Source organism: Rhodococcus sp. 5A-K4 (assembly GCF_046097995.1).
GTDB lineage: Bacteria > Actinomycetota > Actinomycetes > Mycobacteriales > Mycobacteriaceae > Rhodococcus_F > Rhodococcus_F erythropolis.
Map to the genome: position 1 here is coordinate 1 of NZ_JBJURM010000004.1, position 17,556 is coordinate 17,556.

Annotated in this window: 21 protein-coding genes; 2 read left to right on the forward strand and 19 right to left on the reverse strand. The window is 60.4% G+C overall.

The genetic code is table 11. The annotated features are described in order from the left end of the window. Nucleotides 1–575: 575 nt before the first annotated feature. Both ACKAMS_RS06785 and ACKAMS_RS06790 read left to right on the forward strand, forming a co-directional pair. A complete protein-coding gene (locus tag ACKAMS_RS06785; protein WP_046377763.1) occupies nucleotides 576–1,196 on the forward strand; it encodes a LysE family translocator in 621 nt (206 codons plus the stop codon). Nucleotides 1,197–1,221: 25 nt separating this feature from the next. Next, entirely contained in the window at nucleotides 1,222–1,629 is a 408-nt protein-coding gene (locus ACKAMS_RS06790; RefSeq protein WP_020968164.1) for a DUF4259 domain-containing protein, read from the forward strand. Here ACKAMS_RS06790 and ACKAMS_RS06795 read toward each other — a convergent pair. The 19 genes from ACKAMS_RS06795 to ACKAMS_RS06885 all read right to left on the reverse strand — a co-directional run bounded on the left by ACKAMS_RS06795 (nucleotide 1,623) and on the right by ACKAMS_RS06885 (nucleotide 17,555). Further along, on the reverse strand, nucleotides 1,623–2,549 hold the full coding sequence (locus tag ACKAMS_RS06795) for a D-isomer specific 2-hydroxyacid dehydrogenase family protein (RefSeq protein WP_211918615.1): 927 nt from the start codon (nucleotides 2,547–2,549) through the stop codon (nucleotides 1,623–1,625). The two genes, ACKAMS_RS06790 and ACKAMS_RS06795, sit on opposite strands and share 7 nt — an antisense overlap. A gap of 88 nt (nucleotides 2,550–2,637) precedes the next feature. Beyond that, nucleotides 2,638–3,681, reverse strand: a complete 1,044-nt coding sequence (yut, locus tag ACKAMS_RS06800; RefSeq protein ID WP_060939557.1) for an urea transporter — start codon at nucleotides 3,679–3,681, stop codon at nucleotides 2,638–2,640. A 34-nt stretch (nucleotides 3,682–3,715) separates the two neighbouring features. Then, nucleotides 3,716–4,663, reverse strand: a complete 948-nt coding sequence (locus ACKAMS_RS06805; RefSeq protein ID WP_408988792.1) for an urease accessory protein UreD — start codon at nucleotides 4,661–4,663, stop codon at nucleotides 3,716–3,718. Then, entirely contained in the window at nucleotides 4,660–5,301 is a 642-nt protein-coding gene (gene ureG / locus ACKAMS_RS06810; protein ID WP_007731713.1) for an urease accessory protein UreG, read from the reverse strand. The genes ACKAMS_RS06805 and ureG overlap by 4 nt, the downstream gene beginning before the upstream one ends. A 10-nt stretch (nucleotides 5,302–5,311) precedes the next feature. After that, nucleotides 5,312–6,025, reverse strand: coding sequence for an urease accessory protein UreF (locus ACKAMS_RS06815; protein ID WP_084324980.1), 714 nt, complete (start codon nucleotides 6,023–6,025; stop codon nucleotides 5,312–5,314). Beyond that, nucleotides 6,009–6,656: an urease accessory protein UreE gene (gene ureE / locus ACKAMS_RS06820; protein ID WP_084324979.1), complete on the reverse strand. Its 648-nt coding sequence runs from the start codon at nucleotides 6,654–6,656 to the stop codon at nucleotides 6,009–6,011. The genes ACKAMS_RS06815 and ureE overlap by 17 nt, the downstream gene beginning before the upstream one ends. A gap of 9 nt (nucleotides 6,657–6,665) precedes the next feature. After that, nucleotides 6,666–8,384 carry an urease subunit alpha gene (locus ACKAMS_RS06825; RefSeq protein WP_003943847.1) on the reverse strand — a complete coding sequence of 573 codons (1,719 nt, stop codon included), beginning with the start codon at nucleotides 8,382–8,384 and terminating at the stop codon, nucleotides 6,666–6,668. A 35-nt stretch (nucleotides 8,385–8,419) separates the two neighbouring features. After that, nucleotides 8,420–8,857: an urease subunit beta gene (locus ACKAMS_RS06830; protein WP_003943812.1), complete on the reverse strand. Its 438-nt coding sequence runs from the start codon at nucleotides 8,855–8,857 to the stop codon at nucleotides 8,420–8,422. A gap of 29 nt (nucleotides 8,858–8,886) precedes the next feature. Beyond that, complete coding sequence (locus ACKAMS_RS06835; protein ID WP_007731718.1) at nucleotides 8,887–9,189, reverse strand: urease subunit gamma; 303 nt, start codon at nucleotides 9,187–9,189, stop codon at nucleotides 8,887–8,889. Between the two features lie 51 nt (nucleotides 9,190–9,240). Next, nucleotides 9,241–10,926 (reverse strand): ammonium transporter, encoded by a 1,686-nt coding sequence (amt, locus tag ACKAMS_RS06840; RefSeq protein ID WP_007731720.1) that lies wholly within the window; start codon nucleotides 10,924–10,926, stop codon nucleotides 9,241–9,243. A gap of 510 nt (nucleotides 10,927–11,436) precedes the next feature. Continuing rightward, complete coding sequence (locus ACKAMS_RS06845) at nucleotides 11,437–12,492, reverse strand: squalene cyclase (protein ID WP_230691743.1); 1,056 nt, start codon at nucleotides 12,490–12,492, stop codon at nucleotides 11,437–11,439. A gap of 92 nt (nucleotides 12,493–12,584) precedes the next feature. Beyond that, nucleotides 12,585–13,280 (reverse strand): Imm52 family immunity protein, encoded by a 696-nt coding sequence (locus ACKAMS_RS06850; RefSeq protein ID WP_238076858.1) that lies wholly within the window; start codon nucleotides 13,278–13,280, stop codon nucleotides 12,585–12,587. Beyond that, the gene (locus ACKAMS_RS06855; protein ID WP_166655149.1) at nucleotides 13,277–13,453 is read right to left on the reverse strand and encodes a hypothetical protein; all 177 of its coding nucleotides are present in this window, start codon (nucleotides 13,451–13,453) and stop codon (nucleotides 13,277–13,279) included. The genes ACKAMS_RS06850 and ACKAMS_RS06855 overlap by 4 nt, the downstream gene beginning before the upstream one ends. Nucleotides 13,454–13,496: 43 nt before the next feature. Further along, entirely contained in the window at nucleotides 13,497–13,916 is a 420-nt protein-coding gene (locus ACKAMS_RS06860) for a hypothetical protein (RefSeq protein WP_060939554.1), read from the reverse strand. A gap of 60 nt (nucleotides 13,917–13,976) precedes the next feature. Continuing rightward, nucleotides 13,977–14,738 carry a hypothetical protein gene (locus ACKAMS_RS06865; protein ID WP_408988793.1) on the reverse strand — a complete coding sequence of 254 codons (762 nt, stop codon included), beginning with the start codon at nucleotides 14,736–14,738 and terminating at the stop codon, nucleotides 13,977–13,979. A 340-nt stretch (nucleotides 14,739–15,078) separates the two neighbouring features. Further along, nucleotides 15,079–15,357 carry a hypothetical protein gene (locus ACKAMS_RS06870; protein ID WP_029254246.1) on the reverse strand — a complete coding sequence of 93 codons (279 nt, stop codon included), beginning with the start codon at nucleotides 15,355–15,357 and terminating at the stop codon, nucleotides 15,079–15,081. Between the two features lie 338 nt (nucleotides 15,358–15,695). After that, a complete protein-coding gene (locus tag ACKAMS_RS06875) occupies nucleotides 15,696–16,247 on the reverse strand; it encodes a hypothetical protein (protein ID WP_133053432.1) in 552 nt (183 codons plus the stop codon). Continuing rightward, nucleotides 16,198–16,416 carry an HNH endonuclease signature motif containing protein gene (locus tag ACKAMS_RS06880; protein ID WP_080910531.1) on the reverse strand — a complete coding sequence of 73 codons (219 nt, stop codon included), beginning with the start codon at nucleotides 16,414–16,416 and terminating at the stop codon, nucleotides 16,198–16,200. Before ACKAMS_RS06880 ends, ACKAMS_RS06875 begins: the two co-directional genes overlap by 50 nt. Before the next feature lie 365 nt (nucleotides 16,417–16,781). Continuing rightward, nucleotides 16,782–17,555 carry a hypothetical protein gene (locus ACKAMS_RS06885; protein WP_020905821.1) on the reverse strand — a complete coding sequence of 258 codons (774 nt, stop codon included), beginning with the start codon at nucleotides 17,553–17,555 and terminating at the stop codon, nucleotides 16,782–16,784. Nucleotide 17,556: the final 1 nt, after the last annotated feature.

The window sequence follows — 17,556 nt, forward strand, 5'->3', positions numbered from 1 at the left end:
TCGACGAACACGGCGCTACGAGTGGGCGACAATTGCTCGATGCGATTGATGTGAGCCCCGGTCTGACCTGTCAGATCTCCTGGTGGATTTTCGGGCGCCGGTTCGGCATACGCCACTCCGCCCACAACAAGCGCGAGCACGACCAACACAATCCCGACAAACCCAAATCTCCGCATCCGTCAAGCGCCCCCTGAGCATCGCACGACTATCGCTAACCCTTGATTGGACAGGACGAACGTCCCGGGGTCAACCCACTGGTTGGGATTTATTACTCGCGGGTATCCGATGGAGTTGGACAGTTTTCCACCGATGCACACACAGGTGTGGATAACTTCATTCACATCCACTTCCCAGTTGTGCATAACCTGTGGACTAAAGAATGAATTACACCGAAGTCATTCCTTCTACCTGCATCTTTTCGTTTCCCCACAGTGTGCATAACTTTGACGAACATGCCGGGCACGACAGCGGTTTCCGGGCGTGTCCATGCAGTTCACTCCACCGCGCCACTCTTTGTTCACAGGGACGACACCACCGACCGAGAACGCTCCCCACCCCGGCTTCATACTTGGTGCATGCTGACCGCTCTCCTCGCCGCCACAGCTGTGCTCGCCCTACTGACCCTGGTCCCGGGGCCCGACATGGCCGTCGTGACACAGGCTGCTCTCGGCGCCGGCAGATCCGCCGGATTCCGGGTAGCGGCCGGCATCGTCTCGGGCCTTCTGGTGTGGGGCCTGCTGACCGTCCTCGGACTGTCGGCGATCCTGGCCGCGTCGGCGGAGGCGTACACCGTCGTCAAGCTCGCCGGTGCTGCATATCTGATCTATCTCGGTGTGCGAACACTGTGGGAGAGCCGGACGTCGCGGATGCAACACAATGCCGACGCTCCACGGTCGCAGAAGGCCGGAACGTGGAAGACGGGCTTCACCACCAACCTGCTCAACCCCAAGATCGCCGTCTTCTACACCGGACTGCTGCCGCAGCTGGTTCCGGCCGGGTGGCCGACGGGACCATCGCTTGCGCTGCTGGTGCTCATCCACGCAGCGATCACCATCGTGTGGCTCAGTGGCTACGTGGTCCTTCTCTCGCGAGCGCGTAGCACCTTCGAGAAGCCCCGAGTGCGACAGGCACTCGAGCGCATAACCGGAACAGTTCTTCTAGGATTCGGAGCGAAGATCGCGCTCGAAGCGCGCTGACACGGCAATCGGAAAAGAGTAGACAGTGGGCGCGTGGGGATCGGGACCGTTCGATAACGACGGTGCAGGGGATTTGATCGCGTCCATCGGACACGGTGACTTCACCTTCGAATCGGTGGAGTGGGCATTCGAGGACGACTACCTCGAGGTGGACGGCGGCCAAATCGCCGTCGCCTTGCTCGAATTGGTGTTGATCGTGCGCGCCGATCGCAAACGCGACCCCGCCGCCCAGGACCTCGATCTCGATTCCTTCACCTCGGCCCTGACCAGCGAACGGCTCACCTGGCTGATCGAGATGGTGGAGCGCACCATCTCCTCGACCGATTCGGAACTGTTCGAACTGTGGGACGAGCAGGGACCGGAAGAGCTTGCCTCGTGGCGCGTTCCCGTCGTGGACGGTCTCGAGGATTTGCGTGTTCTGTCGGTTCAGTAGCCCGCCGACGGATCGATTACCGCAGCAAGGTCCTCACCCGCAGCGAATCGAGCGACGTTGGCGGCCACGTGATCTGCCAGCACACGCGTGAGCGTCGTAGCCGGGTTGGCGACGTGCGGCGTGATGATCGCGTTGGGCAGCTTCCACAACCGGTGCCCGTCCGGCAGCGGCTCGGGGTCGGTGACGTCCAGTGCCGCCCCGCCGATCGAACCAGCTTCGAGAGCATCGACCAGCGCGTCCGTGTCGACCAGGTTGCCGCGTGCGATGTTCACGATCCAGCTCGACTCCGACATCTGGTCCAATGCAGCCTTGCCGACCAGATGCCGCGTCGCGGACGTCGACGGTGCTGCGATCACGAAGTGATCCGCCTGGGACCAGATTTCACCGGTTCGATCGGCCGAGAGCGTTTCGGAGGCACCTTCGACGGGGGTTCCCGAGCGGGTGACGGCGATGATTCTGACCTTGGACGCGGCGAGGTACGGGATCAGCGCACGGCCGATTCCGCCGCAACCGATGATCGCCACTGTCGAGCCCTGCAAGGTGCCCACCCGTGGATCGAACTCTTCTTTTCGCCACGACTGCGCCGCCAATTGTTCGGGGAGAGAACGCACTCCGGCGAGGAGGAGCATCATCGTATGTTCGGCCACATTGCCCGCGTAAGCCCCGGCAGCGGACGTCCAGACCCGCTTGTCGTCGATCACGTCGGCATCGAACCATGGCTCGATCCCGGCGAAGGGCAACTGCACCCAACGAACCGAGTCAGGTAGCGACGACGGGAACGTGTCCGGACCATGTACCCAGACCACGCCCTCTGCCTCGGCGAGTGGAACGAGAACCCCACCGACTCCGCGAATTCCGTCGGCAATGTGCGGATCCTCGACGGGGCCGAGATGGATGCGAGGGGCGCTGGAGTCTGTCATTTAGGTGCGTTCCTTCGAGAGTGGCGGGGCGATCGGATCAACTCATCGGTGTGCCCCAGCGTACGGGCGCCTCGCCAATTCGGCCCGTCTAGCCGTTCGCCTTTGCGATCGAATCCTTGCCTTCGGCCGCTCCGCCCTCGATGGTGTCGTGCTGGATGGGAACGAACTTCTTCTTCGGCAGCAGGAACAGCCACGTCGCGAAGACGAACGGGCCCGTTCCGGCCGGCAGGCTGATCGGAGCGAACGCAGACACCAGCGTGCCGTGGATGACAACAGTGACCAACACTCCGAAGACGGTGTAGACGAACACACGCCACGACGGGTTGTAGAACACCGATCCGAGAGCAATTGCCGTCAGCACCGAACTGAGCCCGTAGAGACCATTCCCGATGTCGACGGTGTTGGCACCCAGCGCCAGTACCGAACCCATCGCTATCGCGGAACCGATGAGCGCGAACAACGCCGCCCAACGCGACGCGACCAGCAGCGCGATCACGAAGATAATACCGGTGACGGTGTTGTTGATCAGAAAGATCTGGGAGACGTTGCGAAACAGCGTGTCCCACAGGAAGTTGAAAGTGATGTCGGCATGAACCGACGAGTCCCCGATGTGCTGGGGAAACTGGCCGGCGCTGAGGTCCGACGTTTCGATCCGCAGGAACTGGAACGCCGCGAGGAGGAAAAACCAGTTGACGAGGTTGAACGGAAAGGTCAGCGCCGGTACGCCCCACGTCTTGAAGACATTGGCGACAGCCAGGAACGCGATGGTCGACGCGGCAGCTCCCACCACGAGGTAGATCCACAGCATCACGCCACCGGCAAGGAACGTCGGAAAGGCAGCTCCCACAAGAATTCCGTTGTATCCGTACAGGCCGATACGCATCGAATCGTCGTCGGAGTGCAGCATCATGCCGGTGACGGTGGATACCACCAGACCCACCACGGCACCGATCGCGACGGTGATCGTGTCCGCGGCTATCGCTCCCCAGAAGATACCGACCAGAAACAGCAGGCCCGTCAGCGCATTGCCCTGGAACATCACCTGCCCGGAGCCTTTGAGATTGGTGTCGATGAATCTGAGCACGACGTTCTTGTCCGCGACGTCGTCCCAGGGTTTGGTGATGGTGGTCATCGCACGTCCCTCGATCCATATCCGACGATCCGCGTCATCCCCAGAGCGGGACGGGCGGAATGGTGGTGTCCAGAACTGCCTTTCGCACCAGAGCCCAGAAATCACGAACCTTCGCCTTGACGGGTTCGCTCTCCGGACCGAGGACTTTGAAGATGAGACCGGCGTCGTTCGGTAGCCGACTCGCTCCGGAAACGACCTTGCCGTCACGGCCCGGAACTACCTCTTCGAGAATCGCGTCGGCGTGCTCCTTCGGCGTCAACAAGATGACATTGCCGAACACGTCGTGGTCACCCATGATTCCGCCGTATCGCACGGGGAAGCGTGCCGGTTCGATCACCAACTTCTCGGTGAAGAGGTTCGTCCCGTCCGGACGCTCCGCCTTGATCATTGTGGAGTACAGGTCGTAGACGAACATCTCTCCGCCGTCGTGGTACTTGCGACCCGACATCACGATCTCCGAGAACAACAGCGTTGCAGTCGGATCCACCGTGATGTCGGTGCGCGCGTAGTACCTCGCGTTGCGGTGTGGGATCGTCACCCCCGGCATCAGTTCGAGATACGAATTCTCCGCGAGCACCACTTTCTGGAGTTGCGACGCGTGATTGGCGTCCATCCGGTGAACCTTGGTGGCCGACTGAGTGGTCACGTGCGCGAGGGAACCCGGTTCCATCTCGATGGTCAGGAACAGTCGATCGCCTTGCAACACACTGCCGGACGTCGAGATCATGTAGACGCACGGCATGGTCGGCAACGCTTCGTCCCAGTACAGCGCCTGCTGAACCAGCAGCGGTGTCTTGCGGTACATGTCCCGCAGAATCGTCTTGTCGCCACGGTCGACAAATCGCATCTCGAGAACGCCGGTCTTCCCGACCTTGCCGGCCGGAGCCTGCTTCGGTTGGTCCTGGTACTGGTCGAGTTCCGGGATGGTCGGGATCGGACCCGGGAGCGCCCGCGATGCTCCCGGGACGGGCGGTGCGCTCACGGTGCGCTCGCTCCCACTTCCTCTTCGTCGAAGAGGACTCCGTGCACGATGAGGTCCACCACTTCCTTGATGCCTTCCCCGGTCATGCAATTGGTGAAGACGAACGGCTTGTCTCCCCGCATTCCCTTGGAGTCGCGATCCATGACTCCGAGATCGGCGTTGACGTACGGTGCGAGATCGGTCTTGTTGATGACCAGGATGTCGGACTGCGAGATTCCCGGACCGTTCTTACGCGGAATCTTGTCGCCTGCGGCTACGTCGATGACGTAGATGAAGAAGTCGACGAGAGCCGGGCTGAACGTCAGTGTGAGGTTGTCGCCACCACTTTCGATGAAGACCACGTCGGTGTCTGGGAACGTCTTCTCCATGTCCTCGACGGCCGCGAGGTTCATACTCGGGTCTTCGCGAACGGCGGTGTGCGGACAGGCCCCCGTCTCGACGCCGACGATGCGTTCCTCCACGAGAACACCTTTGAGAGCCTTGCGCACATGCTTGGCATCTTCGGTGGTGACCACGTCGTTGGTGATGATCAGAACGCTGGTGCCCCGCTTGATGAACTCCGGCGTGATCGCCTCGATGAGTGCGGTCTTACCCGAACCCACGGGTCCGCCGATTCCGATGCGCGTTGTCTTCTTCATCGTTCTCCTTCTAGTTCATGAACATTCGGACGTGCGCCTTGACGTGAACCGCAGCCAGAATGTCGATCATCGGGGCGAAATTGGACATGTCGTCGAGTCCGTAATCACGCACTGCGGCGTACTCACGGCCGGCGCTCTGATTGACCTCGAACAGAATCTCCTGTGTCGCAAGGTGATCTACTCGGACGATGCGAAGGGCAGCGCCGAGCAACGTCATCGCGACACCGTACTGATTGACCGTGAAAGCGTCCTCCTCCGGAGAACCCATCTCCGCGAAAGCAATTCCGAGGCCGACGGGGTAGGTACCCGGCGTCTCCCCCGATGCGATCGCGGCCAACCACTTGTTGAACAGGGTCTCACCGGCCAAGCGCCCGCCGAGTTCGGCCAACTTCTTACCCATCCGGGTACTCATCGTGCGTGCTTCTTCGTTGAGCTTGCGTTCGATCACTGCATGATCAGCGGCGAGGATCGCCGAGAAGTCACCGGCGGTCGCGCCCCGGTGCGCCGCGAGTACGGCGATACCGTCGCACGTCGCACCCTGACGGGTGGCCGAGAGCACAAACTCCCGCAGCGACGGACCGCCCGTGACAATTCCTTGCGCCACGGCCGATTCCAAACCGTTGGAGAACGAGAAGGAACCGACCGGGAACATGGAATCGGAAAACTGCATCATCCGCATCGCGCGGTTGATGCTGAGCCCGGATCCCTCAGACGAGAGGGTCATGGGTATGCCCCTCGCCCTCACGCGCGGCCGCACCGAACAAACGGCGTGCCTCGTGTGGAGCGATGTAGGGAATGACCTCGGCGCCCGGGATGAAGGTGTACTCGATGCCCTCGAAAGCATGTGTCCGCATCACCGAGCCCATGACCGCCTTGTCGACCGTCAACGGAACGTAGACCTTCATTCCCTTCACCACCGCAGGCCAGTGCTGGTTACCCACGGCATGTCCCAACTCCAAGCACGTCTGAATCATCTTCTCGGGCGTCACGTCGACCAGTGCGCTCAGGTCGATCTCCAACACGTCCTTGAGGTTGATCCTCGCCACGACGACGGTGTTCACCGGCTCGTCCCACAGCAGAATGTCGCCGTCCTGCAACTGAATACCCCGATCGAGCGAGACGGCCAATTCACGGCCACCGATCGTGGTGCGTCGTAACCGACTCTTCTGCGCTTCCCACTGATCGAGCGACAAGACGTCGACTACCGCATTGTCGAGTCGACCGGCCCACTCCTCGTCGGTCTCCTTCCCGAGCAGCGCGTCGACTCGCGTCGGCTTTCCGCTCGGCGCGGTCATCTCGCCGTGCGTGTGTGGCGTCGCATCGGCGCCGTGCGTGTGTGTGATTGTTCCCGACACTGGAGACCCCTAACTGAAGAAGTAAAGTTGGTTCAAGCGAATGGATTCGGCAGGTTCGACGTATGCGTGGACGCCGTCCGCAGTCACCGCGAAGGTCTCCGGGTCCACCTTGATTTCCGGAGTGGCCGAGTTGCGAACCAGATCACGCTTGGTGACTGTTCTGGTCCCCTCGACAGCAACAACCTGACGTTCGAGACCGAGCCGGTCCTTGATGCCGTCGTCGAGTGCCGCTCGCGAGACGAACGAGACCGAACTCTGCGGCAACGCCTTGCCGAATCCACCGAACATCGGCCGGTAGATCACCGGTTGTGGTGTCGGGAGCGACGCATTCGGATCTCCCATGGCGTGCCAGCTGATCAGACCGTTCTTGATGATCGTCTTCGGCTTCGCACCGAAGAATGCGGGCTCCCAGAGAACAAGATCCGCCATCTTCCCGACACCGATCGACCCGACCACATGCGAAAGACCGAACGTCAACGCGGGATTGATCGTGACCTTCGCGACGTAACGCAACACGCGGAAGTTGTCGTGCGTCGGCGAATCCTCGGGCAGCTTCCCGCGGGACCGCTTCATGCAGTCCGCTGTTTGGATCGCGCGTAGCCAGTTTTCTCCGACGCGGCCCATCGCCTGTGAGTCACTCGAGAACATCGAGATGACGCCCATGTCCTGCAGTACGTTCTCGGCCCCGATCGTCTCGGCGCGAACGCGGGACTCGGCAAACGAAACATCGGAGGGCACTTTGGGATTGAGGTTGTGACAGACCATGATCATGTCGAAGAGTTCGGCCTGAGTATTGATGCCGTACGGCAACGTCGGATTGGTCGACGCCGGAAGTACGTTGTCCTCTCCCGTCACCCGCAGAATGTCGGGTGCGTGACCGCCGCCCGCGCCCTCGCTGTGATAGGTGTGAATGGTACGGCCTTCGAAGGCCGCGATGGTGTCCTCGACGTATCCGGCCTCGTTGAGTGTATCCGTGTGAATGGCGACCTGAACGTCCATTTCGTCTGCCACCCGCAGAGACTCACGAATTGTGGCCGGGGTTGCGCCCCAGTCCTCGTGGACCTTCAGTCCGGCCGCACCGGCCTTGATCTGTTCGACCAACGACTGATGCCCGGACGAGTTGCCCTTGCCCAGCATGCATACGTTGACCGGCAAACCCTCGTTGGCCTTGAGCATCATCTCCATGTTCCAGATACCGGAAGTGATGGTGGTGCCGTTGGTTCCGTCGGTCGGGCCGATACCACCACCGATCAGCGTCGTCACTCCCCCACTGAGTGCGTGGTACGCCTGTTGTGGTGACACGAGGTGCACGTGCGGATCGATGCCGGCGGCAGTGAGAATCATCTGCTCACCGGAGATCGCGTCGGTCGCCGGACCGGTGGTCAGCCCCGGAGTGACGCCTTCCATCGTGCTGGAGTTTCCCGCCTTGCCCCAGCCGACGATCTTGCCGTCCTTGATTCCCACGTCCGCTTTGACGACCCCGATGGTCGCATCGACGATGACCACGTTGGTGATCACGAGGTCGAGCGCACCGTCGATGCTGCACGACTCCGGATCCTGGCCCATGCCGTCGCGCAGCGTCTTGCCGCCGCCGTAGATCGACTCGTCTCCGATGGTTCGAAGATCTTCCTCGACCTCGATGTACAGGTCGGTATTGCCCAGTCTGATCTGGTCACCCGTGGTGACCCCGAACAGACCTGAATACTCTTGTCTCGAAATGCTTGTCATGGGTGTTGCTCTCCTTCGTCCGCCGTGAACGAGAATCAGTCGGTTTGAGGTTCGGACAGAAAGCCGAGTTCTTCGGCACGCTGGACGGCTCCGGGAAGCCGAGGGCGGTAGGCGGCGTGGGTCGGCGCCCAACCGTCGACAAGTCCGTTGAAGCCTTGAACCCGTTGCTTGCCGCCGAACGGCACTAACGTCACTTCCTTCTCGTCGCCCGGCTCGAATCTGACCGCCGTGCCCGCTGGAATATCGAGGCGCCAGCCGAAGGACTGTTCCCGATCGAAGGACAACGCGCGATTAACTTCCATGAAGTGGTAGTGCGAACCCACCTGGATGGGACGGTCACCGGTGTTTCGGACTCGCAACTTCAAACGTGGACGGCCCTCGTTGAGTTCGATCGGCTCGTCCCGCAACACGTATCCGCCGACCGGTACTTTCTTCTCGCCGCCGGAATCCTTCTTCGTCGATTTGCTTGCCATCTTGGAGTGCTCCTGACATCTCGGTCGGGCTACTGGATCGGAGAGTGCACGGTGACGAGCCGGCTACCGTCGAGGAACACCGCCTCGACCTGCACACGCGGAATCATCTCCGCGACACCGTCCATCACGTCGTCGACCGTCAAGGCGTGCGATGCGTCGGCCATGACCTCCTCGAGCGTCTTGCCCTCCCGAGCTCCCTCCAGGGCGGCTGCAGTGATGACTGCGACGGACTCCGGATGGTTGAGTTTGAGCCCCTTGGCCTTTCGCCTCAGTGCGACATCCGCCAACATGAGAATTGTCAGCTTGTCGAGTTCTCGCGGTGTCAGATGCATTCCGAACGCTCCTTGTCGATCATGCGGTAACTCCCTGTCGTCGAATACATGTCAGCTCCCCTGTTCCGTCGCTTCGGTGAGTGGTTCGGCCGCTTGCTGGACGAAACCGCTCCTCCTGCCGCCCGAGTACTCGTTGATCGCGTCCAGAACCGCCTGGGCATGTTCCGAGGCGACCAGCACCTCGACACGCAACCGCTCGGTGAACACGACGTCGTTGCGTTGTCCGCGGAACTTGAGCGAGGCCGAGTCACTCGCGGAGACATGCGCTTCCGATACGACTATCGACTCCGCTCCGGCAGCCAGCAGCGCCTCCCGTAGCTTCTCGGACTCGATGGTCTGCAATACCGCGGTGATGAGTTCGTGCTTCGGGGCGCCGAGGTTCGGAACAAGTTTTGCCCCCTCGACCAGGACCCCCGAGTCGAACCCGCTGGTCTGCGGCGCACCACCTGCGTCGACGAATGCGGCGTTGTAGCGGTATGCGTCCATGCCTTGCTGACGACGGTCGATGTCCACCTGGTCTTTCGGGGCCAGCTTGAGACCGATGGTCTTCTCGATGCCCGTGGCGATCAGCCAGGTCACCACGAACGAGAAAGCGATGACGACGATCAACGCCAGCGCCTGCTCGCCGAGTAGTCCTGCCCCGCCGCCGAAGAAGAGTCCGTCGCGGCCGATCGAATTGATGGCTTTTTCGCCGAACAAACCGAGAAGGAGTGAACCGAGGATGCCGCCGATGAAGTGGACCGCGATGACGTCGAGCGCGTCGTCGAACTTGAAGATCGACTTGAGCGCGAGCGCGAAGTGGCAGACCAGTCCGGCAAGCGCGCCGATCGCCAACGCGGAGAAGGTGCTGACGAAGCCGGCGCAAGGGGTGACGGTCGCGAGACCGGCTACCGCGCCGGTGATTCCGCCGATCGCCGTGGCCTTGCCCTCGGTGTACCTTTCGATGACGAGCCAGACGACCATACCGCCCGCTGCGGCGATGTGAGTGTTCATCAAGGCCTGTGCCGCAACACCATCGGCAGCCAATCCGTCGCCCGCGTTGAATCCGAACCAGCCGAACCACAGGATGCCTGCGCCGATCAACGCCAGAGGCACCGAGTGCGGGACTGCCTCGGCGTTGGGCCATCCCGGACGTTTACCTACCACCAGCAAGATTGCCAGGGCGGCGGCGCCGGCGGATGCGTGGACGACAATTCCGCCGGCCCAGTCCTGAGCTCCGCGGAGCGCCAACCAGCCTTCGGGATTGAAGAGCCAGTGCGCAATCGGGGGGTAGACGATGATCGACCACAGCACGAGCAGAACGGCCCAGCCCAAGGGCTTGAGCCGGTTTGCGGTCGCACCGGTGATCAGCGCGGGCGTGATGATCGCGAACATCATCTGATAGACCACGAACGCCAGAGTCGGTACCGCGACTGCACCTTCGATCAGGTGGAAGCCCGGGGCGGCGGCTGTGTGTATGTCCTGCAAGCCGAACAATTTGAGGTCACCGAGGAAGCCGGAACCCCAGTCTCCACTGAACGCGAAGCTGTATCCGAACACGACCCAGGTAATCGAGACGAGTCCGAGTGGGACGAGGTTCTGCTGCAACATGACGAGCGCACTGCTACCACGCACCAGACCGGCGTAGAAGAAGGCGAGTCCGGGAACCATGAAGAGAACCAGACCCGCGGAGATCAGCACCCACGCCGTGTCCCCACTGTCTATCACTGCTTCGGCTAACACCATTTCCATCGACATCGACGACCTCCGAGCATTATTCGGACCTGAACAAAGTCATTGGTTAGAGCAGCAATTCGCGATGTTCCGGTTCGCTGCGACAGTTACGCTACGCCCCATGTTTGCACCTTCTCAGCAAAATCGGGGGAACATCCGGTTTTCACGTTTAGTAGAGCATTGTTCTGGGAAAAAATGGGACTTTGCCTAAACATTGCGGACGCTCCACAACCTGCAATTGCGAGACTAAATCTCGCCGAAAGTGGTTTAAGTCCTGCAAAATGGGGAACGTAGCCGCAGGTGAGCGCCACTTTCGGAGCAGAAATGCCGTTTCCAGCTCGGGACTTAGCTCCCTAACCAAGACAATCGCGAGCACCTTATGCGATTACCAACGTCGGTGACCCGCCTATCCAATCGGGTAGGTAATTTCACCGAACATCTTCTCACCTGTTCAGATGATTAACCTTCACCGCACTGAGGGCAATCCTGTCGTTAATATGTTCTTAATCCGTACTGGATATTTCGACTGGAAGATCAAAGATCACCTTTCGATAACCTTTGAAGGTGAAATGACTTTCGCTGTAACTCTTTTGTTATGCAGAACCCTAGAGGGGAGGATTGATCCCACCAGGCGAGCACTCGGATGCCGGACAAAGTCAGCCACTTCGACGGCTCCCCCGCCTTTGTGTCGACCTCGAACCACACCCGCCCCGGTTGGCGACCGGCCTGGAGCCACGTCCCATCCGAGGCTCGAGCGGCCCGGATCATCTCGATCGCGTCCGCCATTCGCGGATCAGGCTCATTTCCATCCGACAACGACGCTTCGCGGAAGTAGTCGGCTGCGTTGAGCACGTTGTAACGCCACCGGAACGGGTACGCGAACCGGCCGATCCAGTCCCCCACCGGTTCCCCGGTCGAGAGTCTCCGGAACAGACCGCGCTGCAGCAAGAATTCCTCACCGGATCGTCGAGCCGCGCGCGTCTCAATTGTTCCCCCGGTCGCGATCTCGTACGCGAGAAGCCCTTTGAGTGAATTGAGGGTCGAATGGAACGACGATCGGGTCGAACCTTCGATCCACTCGCAGTTCCAACCACCATCCGGAAGTTGATGCCGCACAAACCAATCAGCCAGTTCATCAACGCGCATGTCGAGCCACACACCGTTTGCCACCGTCCAGGCGTTGATGCAGCAATCGACCTCACCGTCCCAGTACGGCCGGCCCTCGTACTCCCAGCGACAGTTTTCCGCGAGCAGTTCTGCGGTACGACGCTCCCGCAGAACACTGGCGTCGAGGCCCCACTCACGCAATGAGTTGAGCGTCCAGGTTGTTGCCGTCCAGGGTTGCGAACCTTCTTCTGCTGCTTCGGGTCCCACGAAGTCGAATTCAGCCGGGAAGAACGCCCCACCCGCCCATTGGCCGTCTCGATCCTGCAATGAAAGCAGGCGTGCACCAAATCCTTTGGTAGCGATCGACGCGCGCGTCGCCGCCCACACAGTGGGCGCTTCGTTCAGCAGGTCGCGCTCCACCTGCCACCGAATCGCCGGATCCGAATCGAGGAGCCACGCGAGCAAGTCGGCTCGGGGTGCCATCTGGCAATACTATCGAAAGGCGAAGCAGGCCATCCGGTTAACACATTTCTCGACGTCTGATGCAATGGTGAACTCCGGACCCGTTGCGTGGCCTACACCGGGTAACCCAACGCCGTCCGCACCGCCACGATGTCGGCGGCAGCGACCTCCATTGGCTTGTCCCCCAACCGAATCAACGTGCCAATGGGCAGTTCCTCCACCACCGCAGATTGGGGCAGCGCGCTGCGATCGAACGTAACTCCTGAATGGAAGTATGTTTCCCATCCCACCTCGACCTCAGCTTTCGACCGCTTCTGAAGATCAATGTAGTCGCCGATGCTCCACCGAGCCCGATCCGGATCCCAATGCTTGACGATCACTCTCACGATCGCGTCTCCGATATCCGGGTCGAGCAACCGCCGGGTACTGTCGGTGAGCTGCTTCTCCGTCGGCAACGACACCCGGACACTGTTGGGAGCACTGGTTTCCAGCCCGCCGACCCAGGCACCGACCCGGCGCGCGGTCCCGTCCTCGGGCGACAAGTCGATGTCGTAACCCGGTCCCGGGGTGTCCGAATACCCCATCTCCTTCGAGCGGGAATGCTCGAAGATTCGCACCAACCCGTCCACACTGAGATCTGCTGGCACCTTGTCGAACTCGGCAGTCGAGACCAACGACAACGCCAACTCCGGGTCGATCGCTTCCAGGTCGTCGAGGAAAGCGCGCATCGTCTGCGCCACTTCCTGACTCGACTGCACCCGCGTGCCCCAATATCCGGCTACCGTCGGCCGCCGCCCGAAAAAGCTCATCGCCCCGTCCTTTCCAATCCGACCTGATCTCCATAGCCCGACACTGCGCGCACTGCCACGATGTCGGCGGCACCGACGTGCATAGGCTTGTCTCCCAACCGGATCAACGTGTCAGTGGGTAGTTCCTCGATCACGGCGACTTGGGGGAGCGCGCTGCGCTCAAGGCATGCCATCACATAGTTTCACCACGGCAAAGCATATGTTGGGCAAGTTGGTTCAGCCGAGCCATTCGGAGATGGTGGCGTTGTCGATGCCGCCACCGAAAGAGTGGAACACCAGCAACGCTTGCCCCGACATCACCAGGCGGCCGTCCTCGGTCAGGCCGATATCGAGCATCCCCGCTTGCCCATGCACCTGACACCACACAAAGTCGGGAACCCGCAACAACCCCGACGCCGGGTCCGTATCGAGGTCAGCCGGATGAAGGGACACTTCACCGAAGACGTTGTCCTCAAGCGCTTCCGCGGTCTCACGGTCCGCCAACACCAGCGGTCCGGCGCCGATCAGTCCGTCGGTAGGTTGCCGGGTGAACACGAAGTGCGCCCTCTCTACCGTCGGCGGCGAGGTTGCGGCATCGACAACTGTGCGATCCCCGACAAACCCTGGCTGTTCCGGGACGACGACCCAGTGGTCCATTGAATTCTCCTCTTGAAGCGTTGTGGTCGAAGCAAATTCGAGATCTTTGCTGTCACATGGCTAGCCGTCGCCCAGGTCTTCGAGAACGTCGGCGAACACCGAATCCGGTAACGGGTAGTGCTCACGCACCGTGGCACGTCGATGCTCGTCGAGCCACCACAGTGTCCTCTCTCGATCACCGGCAGCAGCGACCTCACGAAACTGCGTCCAGAACATCACAAGTGGAGCTATCGGGTCGGCAACCCGGCCGCGGAAGTATTCAATTGCGTTGTCGATAACCTCGAGCGGTGAACCGGTGTCAGTGATCACACGCAGCCCCGCCAAGATTGTCCAGCGTGCTGGACCCGACTGACTGCGCTCAAGGTACTGCTTCTCACGGAGTGGGGTGAGTGCCTCCACCGATCGTGCGTCGAACAGGTCGGATGCTGGCCCCTCAGCCCACCAGATCACTAGCTCGGCAGCGGAGACGGTATCAAAGATATCAATCTGGCGGCCGTGGTAGTCGTGTCCGCTATGCCTGCTGTCGTAGTGGTCCTGCCACTCAGTGAGTGTTCCGGGATCGAGGGGTTCGATGAGTGGTAGGTGAGTAATCGTCAGTTTCTCACGGTTGGGAATCGGATCGATCCCGACGGTGTCGAAAAACCATCGCACCGGAGTGTGCAGCAGCTTGGCTCGCAACCCGCTCCCGATGATCGTCCAGTTCGGCCCGAGCTTCTCAACCGCCGCTCCCAACACCTTCTCCCACGCAGCGCCTCTCCCCTTTTTCGGAGTCAAGTCTGCGATCGCATCTTTCGCCATCTCCCGCAATTGATCCCGGTCCATTCCCAGGGACTCAAGGACCTCAGTGACCGATTTCGGTGGCTTAGGCTTGTCATCGCTCATGTGCATGCTTGCCATAAAGGACCATTCATATTATTTGGTAGACGAAAAGGAGCGATTGTGCGCACCGACAGCGGTTTCTCCGACGCGGCGCGCGATCCATCCGATTCCACTCCCTCACGCCTACTTCCCTCGGCTACGAGTCCTCAGTACGGAAAATCACATCGGCAAACGCAGAATCCCGAAGCCCGTATGCATCCTTTACAGAACGACGTCTTTCTTCGTCCAGCCACTGCAATGTCGCTAGTCGGTCTCTGTTTTCCGCGACCGCGCGAAATTCTCGTCAGAAACTTTGGACGTGGCCACCGACGTCACGGCGAGCCAACTCCCAGAGGACGCTGTCGATGACCTCGATTGGCGAACCGGTGTCAGCTATCACCCGCAGTCCAGCCGAAATCATCCAATCCCGGCAAGGCTCTTCCTTGCGGTCGGCATAAGCCTGCTCGTCTGCAGCTACCGAGTCGGGAAGCGGCGGTGCAGCAAAGAACTTGGTGGACGGACCGAGCGCCCACCAGCGCACGATCTCCGCAGCACCGCGGGTATCGAAGATGTCCATCTGCATGTTCGGTGGTCCAGAATCTGTGGGACCAGATTGATATGAACTCTGCCGAAAGGTGATAGTGCCCGGCGTGAATTCTCTCATCAGGGGCACATGACTGAAGGTCAACTCTTCCCGGTTCGGTTTGGGATCCAACCCAATGGAATTGAACCACCATCGCACTGGTAAATGGATCAACTCCCCCTGGGTGCCAGATCGTGCCACAACCCACTATGGGCCAAGGTTGCTCGCCGCAGCCTTCAACACCCGCTCCCATGCAGAACCGCGCACCTTCCTCGGGGTCGCCATGGCCAAGCCATCGATTCCCTCGAGGATGGAAGCCAACTTCGCTCTCCGGTGCATCAAACGATCGAGCGCTGCCAGTGGCCTTCTCCAGGTAAATCACGATAACGCAGCAAGAAGTCGGAAATATTCCGCCCCACGATAGGCCAGTCCCCACGTCCGTCGAGAGTTGAAGCTAACAGAACATTGAAGTCGTTTTTTCTTGTGTCGAATACAATGAAATCTGGCTCGACCACCATTGTGCCGATTATTATGTCACTCTTCAAGAAGCGCCCATCCTCGTCATCCCAGAATTCCAGCTCGCGTTCCGTAACTTCTCGAGCTTTGGGCGGAGAAAGGAGTGTTATTCCACCCTTTCCTGAGCCCCTATCGTGGTGAAGTCTGCATTCTCTCGCGCTTCTCCATAAATCGAAGAGATCTCTCGGCAGGGTATCTAGATTCCAATACTGAGACACCTCTTCAGCCTCTGCCGGCGGGTCGTAGGTGTTGCAGATGTCGAATGATCGGCCTGGATGCGTCGGGACTAGGAACCGCTGGATGTCGGAATAGGACTCCAGCGCATCAGTTATAGATATCGGCATAAAATTCCCACCATCGAGTGAAGAGTGCATGTATAGAAGTGGGCAGGGGAACTAGATTCCAGAATTCATTCGTACCTCCGTACTTTCGGGGAAGTATGTGATGCACCTCCCAGCGCCTTCGACCGCGCCGGAATCTCCCACATCGACTGGATCGCCGAAGGGTTCGACGCCATAGACAAAGGCCGCAGCCGGCCGCCAGCCTTCGAAAACGGTATGGTCTCCGCTGACCGCCTCACTACCGACCCACGAATCATCCGCACAATTAGCCCCGGCCTACCTGGCAGTCCGGACATCATCCCTCAATATCAAGCACTATCTGCGAGGGTTCCGGAATCGCGGGATCCGGGCGTGCAGGTTCATTCACGGACGGAACAGAGGGTTGATCATGCTCGGCAGGTGGAACTGTGCCGTCCATGGCGGGTATGCCGCGCGGTGGCACTCCACCCGGAGCGTCGATCAGCTGGTGCGTAGCCGGATCGGGATCGTGGCGCAGTAATTGCGGGCAGGCTGGTCGGTCCGCGCCATCCTACCTGCAGGCAGCCCCGAGTGCGCCCAACGTAGGGCTCACAGCCGTCTGAAACCTTTGGGTAGAGGAATCTCCGGTCGTTCGGTCGGCAGTCCTGCTGCTGCGCGGATGCTTCGGATGTCCTCGACGGTTAACGGCGTGGACAGATTCTTCTGGATGACGATTGTGCCGTCCTGGTAGGGAAATGCCTCCACGCTGGGCGGGAGCTGCGTTTCCTTGATCGGCAACTCAGGACCGAAGTAGGTGCAACTGCCCACGATTGCGTCACCCGGTACGTTGCGCTGAGGCGATGATTCGGTTCGGCGGTAGAGCACGGTGACACGCGAGTCCCAGATGTCGGCTAGTCCCTGTACGAGCTTCGATGCCAGCGAAATCAGTGATTCGTCGGCAAAGGCACATGCGAATGCGCCGGACCCTGAGGTGCCCCCGAAACTAACAACGACTTTGACGTCTCCAGCGGGTGAATACAGGGTCATATGTCGTCCCAATGAGAGGGGATACATACCGCCGGTGGCATCAGGGGATCGTCTGCGCTCGATCAATGCGGCTTCGATCGATTTTTCCGTCGGAGGTACAAGGATCTGACGGATATTCGACGCCAAGGCTTGCTCGACTCCGGCACCGTCGGGGAGGGCATCGCCTACTGTTTGGTACAAGTCGACGTCGAAGACAGGATCGATGTCGCGAAGCAATCGTAGCGAACGTGCAACGAGCGCGGCCGTGACGGCCTCGCTTTCAGGCGCACCCTTTCGTGGAATGACCTTCACTGTCAAGCCCGCCGTAGGATTGCGGCGCAGTGATGATGTAGGCACT